This window comes from Permianibacter aggregans (assembly GCF_009756665.1).
Classification (GTDB): domain Bacteria; phylum Pseudomonadota; class Gammaproteobacteria; order Enterobacterales; family Permianibacteraceae; genus Permianibacter; species Permianibacter aggregans.
In genome coordinates, this window is sequence record NZ_CP037953.1 from 2,815,225 (window position 1) to 2,829,095 (window position 13,871).

At 55.0% G+C, this 13,871-nt stretch carries 16 protein-coding genes; 14 read left to right on the top strand and 2 right to left on the bottom strand.

From position 1 onward, the window contains the following. The first annotated feature begins 235 nt into the window (after nt 1–235). The 5 genes from E2H98_RS12555 to E2H98_RS12575 all read left to right on the top strand — a co-directional run bounded on the left by E2H98_RS12555 (nt 236) and on the right by E2H98_RS12575 (nt 6,590). Entirely contained in the window at nt 236–1,765 is a 1,530-nt protein-coding gene (locus E2H98_RS12555) for an SPOR domain-containing protein (protein WP_133588988.1), read from the top strand. A 93-nt stretch (nt 1,766–1,858) separates the two neighbouring features. Further along, a complete protein-coding gene (gene hemE, locus E2H98_RS12560) occupies nt 1,859–2,932 on the top strand; it encodes a uroporphyrinogen decarboxylase (protein ID WP_133588986.1) in 1,074 nt (357 codons plus the stop codon). 129 nt (nt 2,933–3,061) lie between these two features. Next, nucleotides 3,062–4,453 carry a coniferyl aldehyde dehydrogenase gene (locus E2H98_RS12565; protein ID WP_133588984.1) on the top strand — a complete coding sequence of 464 codons (1,392 nt, stop codon included), beginning with the start codon at nt 3,062–3,064 and terminating at the stop codon, nt 4,451–4,453. After that, complete coding sequence (locus tag E2H98_RS12570; protein WP_133588982.1) at nt 4,426–5,004, top strand: hypothetical protein; 579 nt, start codon at nt 4,426–4,428, stop codon at nt 5,002–5,004. Before E2H98_RS12565 ends, E2H98_RS12570 begins: the two co-directional genes overlap by 28 nt. Continuing rightward, complete coding sequence (locus E2H98_RS12575; RefSeq protein WP_133588980.1) at nt 5,001–6,590, top strand: GMC family oxidoreductase; 1,590 nt, start codon at nt 5,001–5,003, stop codon at nt 6,588–6,590. Before E2H98_RS12570 ends, E2H98_RS12575 begins: the two co-directional genes overlap by 4 nt. A gap of 5 nt (nt 6,591–6,595) precedes the next feature. On the opposite strand, the gene E2H98_RS12580 is transcribed toward E2H98_RS12575, so the two are convergent. Next, entirely contained in the window at nt 6,596–6,880 is a 285-nt protein-coding gene (locus E2H98_RS12580; RefSeq protein WP_157591377.1) for a PilZ domain-containing protein, read from the bottom strand. 76 nt (nt 6,881–6,956) lie between these two features. Between E2H98_RS12580 and coaD the strand changes: the two genes are divergently transcribed. The 7 genes from coaD to E2H98_RS12615 all read left to right on the top strand — a co-directional run bounded on the left by coaD (nt 6,957) and on the right by E2H98_RS12615 (nt 11,009). Next, nucleotides 6,957–7,463 (top strand): pantetheine-phosphate adenylyltransferase, encoded by a 507-nt coding sequence (gene coaD / locus E2H98_RS12585; RefSeq protein ID WP_133588976.1) that lies wholly within the window; start codon nt 6,957–6,959, stop codon nt 7,461–7,463. A gap of 14 nt (nt 7,464–7,477) precedes the next feature. Continuing rightward, complete coding sequence (locus E2H98_RS12590) at nt 7,478–7,732, top strand: YfhL family 4Fe-4S dicluster ferredoxin (protein ID WP_133588974.1); 255 nt, start codon at nt 7,478–7,480, stop codon at nt 7,730–7,732. A gap of 10 nt (nt 7,733–7,742) precedes the next feature. Continuing rightward, the gene (locus E2H98_RS12595; protein WP_133588972.1) at nt 7,743–8,510 is read left to right on the top strand and encodes a patatin-like phospholipase family protein; all 768 of its coding nucleotides are present in this window, start codon (nt 7,743–7,745) and stop codon (nt 8,508–8,510) included. A gap of 236 nt (nt 8,511–8,746) precedes the next feature. Continuing rightward, a complete protein-coding gene (locus E2H98_RS12600) occupies nt 8,747–8,953 on the top strand; it encodes a cold-shock protein (RefSeq protein ID WP_133588970.1) in 207 nt (68 codons plus the stop codon). 186 nt (nt 8,954–9,139) lie between these two features. Then, nucleotides 9,140–9,832, top strand: a complete 693-nt coding sequence (locus E2H98_RS12605) for an alpha/beta hydrolase family protein (RefSeq protein ID WP_133588968.1) — start codon at nt 9,140–9,142, stop codon at nt 9,830–9,832. 66 nt (nt 9,833–9,898) lie between these two features. Continuing rightward, nucleotides 9,899–10,234, top strand: coding sequence for a hypothetical protein (locus E2H98_RS12610; protein WP_133588966.1), 336 nt, complete (start codon nt 9,899–9,901; stop codon nt 10,232–10,234). A gap of 139 nt (nt 10,235–10,373) precedes the next feature. After that, complete coding sequence (locus E2H98_RS12615; RefSeq protein WP_133588964.1) at nt 10,374–11,009, top strand: outer membrane beta-barrel protein; 636 nt, start codon at nt 10,374–10,376, stop codon at nt 11,007–11,009. Between the two features lie 44 nt (nt 11,010–11,053). Here E2H98_RS12615 and E2H98_RS12620 read toward each other — a convergent pair whose 3' ends face one another. Further along, entirely contained in the window at nt 11,054–11,494 is a 441-nt protein-coding gene (locus tag E2H98_RS12620; protein ID WP_133588962.1) for an Lrp/AsnC family transcriptional regulator, read from the bottom strand. 132 nt (nt 11,495–11,626) lie between these two features. Between E2H98_RS12620 and E2H98_RS12625 the strand changes: the two genes are divergently transcribed. Together E2H98_RS12625 and E2H98_RS12630 are read left to right on the top strand one after the other, a co-directional pair. Next, the gene (locus tag E2H98_RS12625) at nt 11,627–12,706 is read left to right on the top strand and encodes a saccharopine dehydrogenase family protein (protein WP_133588960.1); all 1,080 of its coding nucleotides are present in this window, start codon (nt 11,627–11,629) and stop codon (nt 12,704–12,706) included. 137 nt (nt 12,707–12,843) lie between these two features. Then, nucleotides 12,844–13,866, top strand: a complete 1,023-nt coding sequence (locus E2H98_RS12630; RefSeq protein ID WP_133588958.1) for a 2-oxoadipate dioxygenase/decarboxylase family protein — start codon at nt 12,844–12,846, stop codon at nt 13,864–13,866. Nucleotides 13,867–13,871: the final 5 nt, after the last annotated feature.

Below are 13,871 nucleotides of genomic sequence, written 5' to 3' on the forward strand. Positions count from 1 at the left end.
TTCCATTCGCGTACCTCTTCATCGCCCAGACTATTTTTGAGATGGCTTCTAGTCTTCACTCGTTACGACGTTATTTTTTCGCTCAGCTTTTTCCGGTTTCACGTCTTTAACGAAAACAAGACGAGGCTTGGAAATGCTCGGAACATTCTGAACTGTAATCGGCTCGCTTTACCGATTTCGGGCGTTATGGCAAGGTAGCGAGCGGTATCACCCCGAATCGCATAGGACCTCGTTCATGGTCACCCATACGGCCGTCACCGCGTTTCATTGCGCCACGCCGGCTCTGTCACAACTCGATGATCAGTTGCAGCATTTTTGTCATTACGGTCGCGCGTTGACATTGGTGATCGGTCCGCCGGGCAGTGGTCGCAGTCATCTGGCCCGTCGTCTGAAACAAATGCTGTCGACGCATTTGCCGGTGGCGCTGATTGAGGCGCATCCGCTGTTGAGCGCCGATCAGCTCAATCAAAGCACATTGCAGCAGTTTGGCTTGACGCAGTATGCGTTGCAGAACACTGAACTATCACTGGCAATCAGTCAGGCAGCTCCGGGGCGGCGAGTGTTGATTGTTGATGATGCCCAAGACCTTGGTTTGCATTTGCTGCGGGCATTGATGGAGGCAGTTGCCGCCGAATGGGAACGCGAAGATCCGCGTTTGTGCCTGGTGTTGGTTGGCGATGAAATGCTGGAAACGGCGTTGGCTGAATTATCGTTCAGTGCCATTCCGGCGGAAGAGATCCAGCGTCTGCATATGCCGGCTTTTTCGTTGGATGATGCGACGCGACTGGCCACGGTTTGGGCCGCCTCGATGGCCGAACCGGAACCCGGGCGTGAAACGGTGCGCGCGGCGTGGCAAAAAAGTATTGGTCGACCCGGAACCTTGTTGAGTTGGTTAAGTTCATCTGGAGCGCATATGGCTGAGTCGCACGAACAGGACGAATCGGAACTGGATGCCGTCGAACACGTCAGCAACGGCCAGTATTCTTTGATGGAAAAATACGGCTGGTTGAAATTGCCGCTGATTTTTCTTGGGGTGTTCACCCTGGCGCTGATTCTGCTTTATCAGCGTGAATTCAATGAATGGATTAGCGGTGAAGAAAAGCCTGCACAAAGCACGGTGTCAGGCAACCGGGAAAGTCTGGCGATTGATGCGCAATCCCTCTCCACACCTGATACTGAGCCAGCACCGCTGACCATCGTTGATGAAGGTGAAGCAACCACTGGCGCCGAGTCGCAAACTGAGGCCGAGCAAACCGGTGGCATCGCCGTTATCGAGCCATCGCCTGTTACCATGTTGCCAAGCGAAACCGTGACACGTCAGCCGGAGGCGAAACCGGAGCCGAAGCCTGAACTGAAACCGGAGCAAAAACCAGAACCGAATTCAGAACGTCAGCCAGACCCCGTGATAGCAAAAGCGCCAGCAACCAAACCGGAGCATACCGCCGTCACGTCCGGATTGAGTCGCGACGAGCAGCGCTTGCTGGACGCCAGCAATAAATATTTTGCAGTACAGATCATCGCGCTGAGCGATCCGGATGGTCTGCAAAGCTTCCAACGAAAACATGATTTGCAAGAGGCCCTGCATTATCGTAGTCAGCGCAATGGCAAGCCCTGGCACGTGCTGGTGTTGGCGCCATTTGCCGATCGCGCGGCGGCCGAAAAGGCACGTGACAGCTTGCCGGCCGAGGTGCGCAAACAAGGTCCATGGATCAAGTCTTTGGCCGCGATTCAGCAGGAAATCAACGCCGCTGGCCATCAACGCTGATTTTGGCTGTCTTCGTCATTACGCAAGCGGCCTTCGCCATAACGTAATAAAATGCCGGGCTTGAACTCCTCCATTTCAACCCCGGATTACCTGATGACCACGCTGAAAAACGATCGATATTTACGCGCAGCCCTACGGCAACCGGTGGATTGCACCCCGGTCTGGATGATGCGTCAGGCCGGTCGTTATCTGCCGGAATACAAAGCCACCCGTGAGCAGGCCGGCAGTTTCATGAGCCTGTGCAGCAATCCGGATTTGGCCTGTGAAGTGACGCTGCAGCCTTTGCGCCGCTTTCCGCTCGATGCCGCCATTTTGTTCTCCGATATTCTGACCGTACCGGACGCCATGGGTTTGGGGCTGTCGTTTGCGGCCGGCGAAGGTCCGCAGTTTGCCCGCCCGGTACGCAGCGAAGCTGATATCCGTCAACTGCCCATTCCTGATCCGGAAACCGAATTGCGTTACGTCATGGACGCGGTGCGCACGATACGCCGGGAACTGAGCGGCCGGGTGCCGTTGATTGGCTTTTGCGGCAGTCCGTGGACGATTGCGACCTATATGGTGGAAGGCTCGGGCAGCAAGGAATACGCGCACGTCAAAGGCATGCTCTATGGCAATCCGGAGGCAATGCACGCACTGCTGGCAAAGATTACGGAAGCCAGCATCCAGTACCTGAATGCCCAAGTTGCGGCCGGTGCCCAGGCGCTGATGATTTTTGACACCTGGGGTGGCGTGCTGACACCGAGCAGCTACCAGGAGTTTTCGCTGGCTTACATGGCGAAAATGGTCGCCAACCTAACCCGCGAAGCGGATGGTCGGCGCGTGCCGGTGACGCTATTCACCAAAGGCGGTGGAGCCTGGCTCGATAAAATGGCCGAGTCCGGTTGTGATGTGCTCGGCGTTGATTGGACCTGTGATCTGCGTGATGCCCGCGCCCGAACCCAAAACAAAGTGGCGCTGCAAGGGAATCTTGATCCGTCGGTATTGTATGCACCGCCGGAAAAAATTCGCGAGCATGTCGGTGCAATGTTGGCGAGTTACGGTCAAGGTCCGGGCCATATCGCCAACCTCGGTCACGGCATTCATCAGTTCGTCAATCCGGAACATGCGGCGGTGTTTGTTGATGCTGTGCACGAAATGTCGCGGGGTTATCATCAGGGCTTGGCCTGACAAATTCTTCGCGCCTGCGTCATTCGCGATTGACGCAGGCGTCAACGATATTCGAACGAGCAGTGCTTGTCAGCGCGTTATCAGCGATCGTACAGTGCCAATTCCCTCATCCTGAGACAGTGCTGTAACGTGACCGACTCAATACTTCGCGAACGCTTCAACCGGATGCAACAGGCGTTTCGCCAGGAACCGTATCCCTCCCTTGATCATCGCCGCGATCGCTTGAATCGTTTGCTGCAGTTGCTGAAAAAACATCAAAAAGAAATTGCCGAGGCGATTGACGAGGATTTTGGTCAGCGCTCAACAACCGAAACCTCGATCGTCGATCTCTACCCCAGCATCGAAGAGATTCGTCATACTCGCAGTCAACTGCGGCGCTGGATGAAAGTGCGCAAAGTGTCGGTGCCGCTGTCATTGAAACCGGGCCGGGCAAAAATTCTGCCGCAGCCGCTTGGTGTCGTCGGCATTATCGTGCCGTGGAACTACCCCATCTTTCTGTTGTTCGGTCCGCTCTGCAATGCGCTGGCTGCCGGCAATGTCTGCATGATCAAACCCAGTGAGTTTACGCCGGCCTACGGCGCGTTGATGTCACGTTTGTTCGCTGAATATTTTTCTTCCGACGAAGTCGCCATCATTGAAGGTGGTGTTGACGTAGCCGAAGCCTTCAGTCGTTTGCCATTCAACCATCTGCTGTTCACCGGCTCGACCGCCGTCGGCAAAAAAGTCATGAAAGCGGCGGCCGAGCATTTAACCCCCGTCACACTGGAGCTCGGTGGCAAATCCCCGGCGATTGTAAGTGAGCATTTTTCGCTGAAAACCGCCGCCAATCGGTTGATTTCGACCAAGCTGACCAATGCCGGGCAAACCTGCATCGCACCGGATTATGTGTTGATTCCGTTTGGACAGGAAAAAGCGTTTTTGACTGAAGCGAAAAAAGTCGCCGCCAGTCGCTATCCAGACTGGCCCGGAAAGGATTATTGCCAGATCATCGATGAACGCCAGCGCCAGCGCATCATGGATATTCTTGCCGATGCGGAGAAAAAAGGCGCTGAAGTGATCAAGCTGATCGATGCCGAAGACAGCGAACGTTTCGTCGTGCCCCGCATCGTGTTCAACAGCCATGATCAAATGCGCTTGATGCAAGAAGAATTGTTCGCGCCGATTCTACCGGTGCTCAGTTATCGGGCGATGATCGATGCTATTCAGTACATCAATGATCGGCCAAGGCCGCTGGCGCTGTATCTATTTTCCGATCATGAACAGGAACAGTGGCAGGTGTTGCAGGAAACCCATGCCGGTGGCGTCACGATCAATGATTGTCTGGTGCATTGCGGTGTGTCGGCATTGCCGTTTGGTGGCATCGGTCCCAGCGGTATTGGCCAATATCATGGTGAGGCCGGTTTCAATACCTTCTCGCATCTGAAATCCGTGTTCAAACAGTCTTCGCTGAGCGGTGTGCCGATGATGTATCCGCCGTACAATGGCCTGACCCGTTGGCTGGTCAAGCTGCTGATTCGTTAACGCTGATGAAACTCTCGCGTCGTCAATTATTGATCGCAGGCATTGCCAGCGCCGCTGCTGCCGGCGGGGTTGCCTTGGTCACTCTGCGACCACGCACGCGAGAAATGCCGATGCCAATCAGTGAATTTCTACGCGAGCACGACAAAAGCCTTTTGATAGCGTTGGCGCAAGTGCTACTCGCTGGGGCGCTCAGTGAAGACGAAGCTCAGCAAACAACACAATTGCAAACGGTCATCGAACGTCTGGATGCGGCCTGTCTGCTGCTCTATCCGCGCGCCCGTGACGAGCTGCGCGAGTTGTTCGATTTGCTCGATCATCAGGCCGGGCGTTTCTTGTTGACCGGTGACGCCCTGGCGGTCGAACAGCGCGACAGTGCCGCACGTGAGCAGATACTGGAAAGCTGGCGCCAACATTTCTTGGCGTTGATCACCAGCGCCTACCACGGCCTGCACAATCTCGTCATTGCCTCGTTTTACGGCGACCCGCAGCACTGGCATTTGCTCGATTACGCCGGACCGCCGACCGTACGGGTTTATCCGGAGTCGGTATGAATCTCTCGCTCGATTACAACGCCGATCAATTTGATTCCGGTTGGCCAGTGCACAACGGTGAGCAGCTGCAAGGCGAGCAGAACTTTTCTGCCGATGTCATCATCATCGGCAGTGGCGCTGGCGGCGGCATCAGCGCAGAAATACTGAGCAATGCTGGAATCAACGTATTGATCGTCGAAGAAGGGCCGCTGCGCACTGCAAAAGATTTTCGGATGCGCGAAGACGAGGCCTATGCCGATCTGTATCAGGAAGCGGCGGCGCGCAAAACCAAAGATAAAGCGATCAATATATTGCAGGGCCGAAGTGTTGGCGGTTCAACCACCGTTAACTGGACATCGAGCTTCCGTACACCAGCAGCAACGCTGGATTACTGGCAACAACATTTCGCCAGCGAACACTGTGACAGCGACACGCTGAAACCCTGGTTCGAACAAGTCGAACAGCGTTTGGCAATATCGCCATGGCCGGTGGACCCAAACGAAAACAATCGCGTGCTGCGCGATGGTGCTGCGGCACTTGGTTGGTCGTACGGTGTCATCGCTCGTAACGTTAAAGGCTGCGCTAACTTGGGTTATTGCGGCATGGGTTGTCCGATGAATGCCAAGCAGAGCATGTTGACGACGACGATTCCGACAGCGCTGGCCAATGGCGCAAGCTTGCTGAACCGGGTACGTGTCACGCGCTTGATTCATGACGGTAAAACCGTGTTGGCCGCTGAAGCTCGGGCGATCAATCAGCATGGCCAGGTAAAGCCGGATACCCGAATTCATTTGACGGCAAAACATTTCATTCTGGCTGGCGGGGCGATCAATACACCGGCACTTTTGTTGCGCTCACAGGTGCCGGATCCGTTTCATCGCATTGGTCAGCGCACGTTTTTGCACCCGGTAGCGATTTCGGTGGCGAAGATGCCGCAAGAAGTGCGCGCTGATGCCGGCGCACCACAGAGCATTTATTCCGATCAATTCACCTTTGCCGATGGCGTTGCCGGCCGGCTTGGCTACAAGCTCGAAGTGCCGCCGATTCACCCACTGATCGCCTCGACGATTCTGCTTCGTCATGGTCAGCCACATGCGGCGTTCATGCGCGAGCTGAAATACATCAACGCAACCTTGGCGCTGATGCGTGACGGTTTTCATCCGGAATCAACGGGCGGAACGGTGGCGCTGGATCGCTACGGTGATGCCGTGCTTGACTATCCACTGAACAGCTATTTGTGGGATGGCATTCGTCGCTCACTATTGAGCATGACCGAGTTGCAGTTCGCTGCGGGCGCCAACGAAGTTCTGCCCTTGCATCTGGACGCGCTACCGGCGAAAAACGTTGCCGAAGCAAAAGCGATGATTCAACGGTTGCCGATGCAGGCTTTGCGCATGCAGCTGTTCAGTGCCCACGTCATGGGCGGTTGCGCGTTTGGTGAAGATCGCACGAAAACGGTTTGTGACAGCGCTGGCCGTTTGCGCTACCTGGACAATGTCAGCGTGCACGATGGTTCGCTGTTTCCGACCAGCCTTGGCGTCAATCCGCAGCTGACGATTTACGCGCTGATTGCCAAACTCAGCAGTGCGCTGATCGCTAGGCTTTAACCCGACTACTCGTCGCGTTCATCAACGAACATCAGGCCAATGCCGTCGTCGGCTTCGCGCACGATGCGCATTGACAGCGTGGGTGGCTCTTCACCACATCCCAAATTCCCTTGCAGCCTCACTTTGACGACGGTGCCGACCGGTGGGTAACTGCCGCGCTCGGCGGCCAGAAAAATGCCAGTGTCGGAGATATCACGGGTCAATAACTGGGCAACAATTTCCTGCCAGCTCATTTCCACTTTAAAGGCGGCCGGCAGCCGCTCCGCACGCTTCACATGGAGTTTTCTCATGGTGTAATGCAGCACGCGCCTCTTCTGATCAGGTACCATGTGTCTTTCTAGACCTTATTCCACTGTTGCGCAAGGCATGAGCAAAATCGTTGTTTACCCCGGCACCTTTGATCCGCTGACCAATGGCCACGCCGATTTGGTCGAGCGCGCCTCGCGTCTGTTTCCGAAAGTGATCGTCGCGGTCGCGGCACACACCAGCAAGAAAACGCTATTTTCGCTGGAAGAGCGGGTGGCGATGACCAAGCAGGTCATGGGTGATATCGAGCACGTTGAGGTGGTCGGGTTCGAAGGTTTGCTGGCGGATTTTGCCCGCCAGTGCAAAGCCAGTGCCTTGCTGCGCGGCTTGCGCGCCGTGTCGGATTTTGAATACGAATTTCAGCTGGCCAATATGAACCGCCGGCTGGCGCCGGAAATCGAAAGTCTGTTCCTGACACCAAGTGAGCACCTGTCGTTTATTTCCTCGACGCTGGTTCGGGAAATTGCCTTGCTCGGCGGCGATGTTTCGGCGTTCGTGCATCCGGCGGTCGCCGCTGCATTGAAAGCCAAAGCGGCCGAACGCCAGGCCAGCAAAAAAGTGGTTTGAACCGGAGTTGCCCCATGTCACTGATGATTACTGACGAATGCATCAACTGTGATGTCTGCGAACCGGAATGCCCGAATAACGCCATTTATCAAGGCCCGGAAATCTACGAAATCGACCCGGACAAATGCACCGAATGCGTCGGTCATTATGACGAGCCTCAATGCGTGCAAGTCTGCCCGGTCGAATGTATTCCGGTCGGCAAGGAAGAGTCGCGCGAGGTGTTGGCGGCTCGCTATACAGCATTGACCGGCAACCCTTGCCCAAGCTAATCGCTAAACGATGTCCTCTAGTTCCAGTCTGGCCGGCTGGTTACGCGCCGAACCATTCACGCTGACGCTCGGCTCCGGCTTTTTCGGCTTCTTTGCCCATTTCGGTGTCTTGAAAGCGCTGCTTGAGCGCGAGTTGAAGCCGGCTCGTTTAACCGGAGCCAGCTCTGGAGCTTTGATCGCCGGCAGTTACGCGGCCGGTATGACCGTCAGCGAAATCGAACAACTGCTGTTTTCGCTGCGCCGAGAGGACTTCTGGGATCCGGGTCTTGGACTTGGTTTATTGAAAGGCGAGCTATTCCGGCGTCGGATGCGTGAAACCTTTCCTTGTCAGCGTCTGGAAGAAACCAAGCTGCCGTTGGCGCTGTCGGTCTACAACCTCAATGACCAGACCACCGAAGTGCTGGAATACGGCGATTTGGTCGATGCCGTCTACGCCAGTTGCGCGCTACCGTTATTGTTTCAGCCGCTAAAGCGCCAAGGCGTGCGCCTGGCCGATGGTGGTATCAAGGACCGGCCGGCACTGGCCGGTGTCGCGGAAAACGAACGGGTGTTGATCCATCATATCGCCAGCAAATCGCCATGGCGGCGCGCTTCCGACCCGGCCTTGGTTCCACCGCAGAGGCCTAATGGCACTACCATCAGTCTGCTTGGTTTGACCCGTGTCAGCCCGTTCCGACTGGAGCAAGGGCCGGAGGCATTTCGGCAGGCTTACCGCCTGACTTCCCAGTTGCTGGACCGGAACTGGTCCAATCTTATGCCGGAAACATCGGCGAAATGACCCGAGCTGGTGGCGTTTTGCGAAATAAATACCAAGTTTTCATCAAACAGGTGTTGCCCCGCCCCGAACATTTGGTGACAATGCGGTAGCGAGATAGTTTCATCGTGCGTCGCGCTAGCGCTTTTTCTGCTGTACCTCAGTACCGTAATGCGTCAGTTCTACCATGTTGACTCTCGTAATACCGGGCCCGATATCCGTCGCCCGTTTGGTTTCAAATTGTTTAAAGAGTTAGATACATGGCAACTGGTACAGTTAAATGGTTTAATGAGTCCAAAGGTTTTGGTTTTATTACTCCAGACGGCGGCGGCGATGATGTGTTTGCACACTTCTCTGCCATTCAAGTCAAAGGCTTCAAAGTGCTGCGCGAAGGCCAAAAAGTGACGTTTGACATCACTCAAGGTCAGAAAGGCAAGCAAGCTTCCAATATCGTTCCGCAGGATTAATTCCTCGTATCGGTATTACTGCTGTACGAAAAACCCGGCTTCGGCCGGGTTTTTTATTGTCTGCAACAATGCCACCGTTTTCCGTACTGCAGCAGAAAACCTGCATCAATAGGCCTAGACCGGTTAGAGCAAAGTTTGACCATGCTAGCGTGCCGACTCCAATAAAAAGCTTTTCTGGAGGGAGCAATGCGCAAACTAATCCATCTGATTTTGCTGGGCCTGGCGCTGGTCAGCGGCGCTTTATATGCCGCCTGTGTCGATAATGTTGTGATGGTCCATGGCAATGCCGGTTACCCGTCTCATTGGGACAACACGGTCAGCGAGTTGAAGTCGCGTGGCTATCAAAGCAACCAGATTTACAGGCCCAACTGGGGTTCGAAAACCTGCCCGGCCTGTAACGACCATGGCAGCACTAACCTGAACCCGGTGAAAACCGCGATCAACCAGGCGCTGGCCAGTTCCTGCACCGGCAAAATTGCCGTCATGGGGCATTCGATGGGCATGACCTTGGCGATGAAAGCCATCAACAGCCTCAATATTGCCGCGAACGTGCGGCGATTTGTCGGAATTGCTGGTGCCCAGCGTGGATTGAATTCCTGCGGCGTCTATCCCTATAACGTCTGGACCAGCACCTGCGGTTCGCAAGGCTTGTCGATCAACTCACCACTGATTCAGTCGGTGCGCAACAAGCGTTATGCCAGCAAGGTCTACTCGATCAAGAGCTACGCCGATGAAATCGTCTGCTATGGTTCCTGTTATGTCTATGGTGTGCACACCAGCATGATCGACATCCAGGATGGCAGCTACACGTTCAACGGCTACGGTCATTTTGGCTTGTTGACTTACACGGCGGAGTTGCAGGCAGATTTGTTGCGCTGATCGGCACGACCTGGTGCCGATTAGCATGCTAACGTACCAGGTCATTTTCAAACAGGGATGCCTACCATGTTCAAAGTTGGTTTGTTTTCTTTTGGTTTATTGCTGGCGGCCGCCGTACAGGCCGATGGTGACCACAAGCACGAGTTTGCTGCCGATATCAACGTGTTCCATGACGTGCTGGCACCACTCTGGCATGCTCCGGCTGGTCCAGAGCGCATCAAGGGCATTTGCGATGCCGTGCCGGATTTGGAAACCAAGGCGACGGCGATAGTCAGCAGCAATTCCGAGGCGCTGAGAAAGTCTGTCGCCGGATTGAAACAAGCCTGCGCCAGTGCGGACGCTGACCGTATCGCCGGCCAGTTCTCTGCCGTTCATGATGAGTTTCATCGACTGATTGATTAGACTCTCTATGGTCTTCACGACGGCGGTCCTGCTTTGGCAGGGGCGCCGTCTTTGTTTTGACAAAACCTATTGTGGAAAGCCTTTCCACGCTTTATCGCTACCGATAAAGCCATAAAGAAAAAAGGAAGTTCAATCGATCATGATTTCAAGTCGTAAAGCGCGTATTCACGCAATGCTTTTTGTTGCCTTGAGTTTCGGCGGCGTGGCCAAGGCCGAGCAGTTCTATGTTGGTTTCAGTTACCTGGCAAATTATGCCGAAATCGATGTCCAACACATCAACCAACAACGGGTCGAAGAAAATCTTGAGCCGGTTAGTATCCGTTCACATGGGGCCGCTCGGCCGGTAATGACATTCGGATACCAGGTATTACCGCAAGTGGGTTTGCAAGTTAGTTATGCCCACGACATCCGGTTTTCCAATGATCCGAATTGCTTTCTGATTTGCGGTCTGGATCCAGACTTGTCATACGAAATGAACGTTAAACAAGTCGACCTCAGTGCGCGTTTTGAGCAGCCATTCGGGAGAGGCCGTTGGTATGGGTTTGCGATTGCTGGCGCCAGTCTGATTGAGGAAAGACTTTATTCGGAACAGTTTGCCGACGCACAACAAACCTTGATCATCTCAAGCACCGAAAAACAAAAGGAATCCACTTGGCATGCCGGTATCGGTATCGAGTGGCGTTTCTCCAAACTTGTTGGGCTGCAGTTAAGCCATCAGTACACCGACTTTCATGATCTACGATTAAGTGCACTGACCTGGAAGGCGAGATTTTAGTAAAGCGCTGAAGGCGCATTTCCCTGTGGCAATTGCTCGGGAAATTAACCGCGCCGGTCGATTTTCCGAGCCAGCAAGACCGCCGTCGTCGTCTGTTTGACGCCTTCAATGGCGCCAATTTCATCCAATACCTTATCCAGCCGCTCCGGGCTTTCGGCCCGGAGCAGTGCCATGTAATCCCAGACGCCGGAAACGGCGGCCAGTGATTCGATTTCCGGAAAGCGCTCCAGGCGTTTGACCACCTGCGGGCCGGCCTTGGGTTCGACGAACAGCGCACAGTACGCCCGCAACGACCGGTCATTTTCGGCCTGGCCGAGTCGTACACCATAACCGGCGATCACCCCGGATTTTTCCAGCCGCTGGATACGGGCCAGCACGGTGGTTCGGGCAAGACCTAGCTGCTTGGCCAGCGTCGTGGTCGGGCTGCGGGCATTGGCTTTCAGCAGCGAAAGCAGCTGGCGGTCAATCTCATCAAGTTCCTGCATTGCCGAATCGTCGAAAAAAATGGTCAATATGTCGAATATATCGGATATATCGACGGTTTCACAGCTTCAATCTGACGAGCCATGCCTTGAAACTATGCTTTTCCTCAACTCCATGGCTTATCGGAGGGCTATATGGCCGCGAATGATTTCAAAAAAGTGTTGGTACTGGGTGGTGGCAAAATCGGGGTCGCGATCACTGCGATGCTGTCGTCGACCGGTGAATACGACGTAACCGTCGGCGATATGCGCGCGGTCAATTTCGACCTGCCACATGTCAAAACCCGTATTGTCGATGCCAGCAGCGAATCGTCCCTGGCCGAGGCGATGAAAGACACTGATGTCGTGATCAACGCGCTGCCATTCTTTGCCGCCAAGAATGTTGCCAAGGCAGCGGCCATTCATAACGTTCATTACTTCGACTTGACTGAAGATGTCGCGGCGACCAATGCCATCCGTGAAATTGGCAAAACCGCCGAAACGGCACTGATGCCGCAGTGCGGCCTGGCACCGGGCTTTATCGGTATTGCCGGGTTTGATCTGGCCAGCCAGTTCGACAAGCTGCAGGACGTCAAAATGCGCGTCGGCGCGCTGACCCGCTTTCCGACCAACGCCCTGAAATACAACCTGACCTGGAGCACCGACGGTCTGATCAACGAGTATTGCGAGCCTTGCGATGCCATTATCAATGGCGAGTACGTCAAAGTGCAGCCACTCGAAGGTCTGGAAACCTTGATGATCGACGGCGATGAATTTGAAGCCTTCAATACCTCCGGTGGTCTCGGCACGCTGTGCGAAACCCTGCAGGGCAAGGTCCGCAACCTCGACTACAAAACCATGCGTTTCCCTGGCCACAACAGCATTCTGAAGCTGCTGATCAACGACCTGCGCATGATCGACAAGCGTGACACGCTGAAAGACATCTTTGAGCATGCGCTTCCTTACACGGCCCAGGACATGGTTGTTGTGTTCGTCAGTGTTACCGGCTGGAAAGACGGCAAGTATCAGCAAAAGACCTTTGCTTCGCGTATTTTCCCGAAAACCGTTGCCGGTATCGAAATGACCGCGATTCAGCTGACCACAGCCGGTGGCATCTGCGCCGCCATGGAGCTGATGCGCGAAGGCAAGCTGCCGCGCAAGGGCTTTGTTGCCCAGGAGCAGGTCAAGCTGGACGACTTCCTGGCCAACCGCTGGGGCGGTTTGTACAACAACTAAGCCTGAACGCCCGCTCCGTAACCGGGGTGGGCTTTTTTCCTCTGGGCAAAAACTATCCAATCGGTATAATGCGCCGCATCAATCTGGTCCGACATCGTCGGTCCGGGCGGCAAACGAACAAGCGTTTCGAGGTGTTCATGAGCAGTAATGTGTTGAAACTGGTGGCCAGCGTTCTGGGCGCCAAGCGTGCAGACTGGCTGTTTGAAACGATGGATGTCGACGCGGCACTGCTGCACGATAGCAAGCAGGTTTCGCGCGCGGAAATCGCTCAGGCAATGAACATGGTGCTGTTCTCGGATCTGCTCGATCGCGTCCCGGAAGGCGCTGCCTACGTCAACGATGCCCGTAACATTGGCCGCAAAATCGTGTTCGATCACGGCGCGCTGCGCACCGTGGTCAGCGAAGCCGGCGCGTTGCCGTCCGGTCATCTGGCGTTTGATCGCATTCTGAAACCACTGGGTTTTGTCGTCGCTGGCGAATACCCGCTGCCGCGTCTGAAAATGCTTGGCCGCGCTTATGCCCATGAAGATTTCGCCGAAACGATTTCGCAGTTCTTTGTCAGCGAATTGTTTGTCGCGGAGTTCTCGGAAGACTTCCAACGCGTCGCCAACAACCTGATGGCGACCGCCAAAGATCCGCTGACCAGCTTGAGCAAGCAGTTGCTGAATGAACTGGCCGAAACCAAGGAGTTGGCATTTGAAGCGGCGGAATTGTTGCTGCCGAATCTGGTCGAGTGCTTTGGTGTGCACCACGATATGGTCAGCCGCGCCGATTACGATTTGCTGCTCAATGAGTCGGCCGAAATGGCCTGGATCAGCACCGAAGGCAGTGCCTATAACCATGTCACCGATCGGGTGCAGGATGTGTTCGCCTTGAGCGATGAGCAGCGCGCTGCTGGTCGCAGCATCAAGGATAAAGTGGAAGTGTCGGCCAATGGCCGCGTACGTCAGACCGCTTACAAGGCGGCCATGGTTGAGCGCCCGATGCGTGATGAAGGCAATGCCGTCGTCATGCACACCGTGCCGGGTTCGTTCTACGAATTTATCACCCGTGATCGCTTCGTTGATGACAACGGCGTCGAGCGTTTGGATCTGACCTTTGATAGCAGCAACGCTACCGGCATTTTCAAAATGACCGATGCCGGCAAGAAAGCGGCGTAATGACG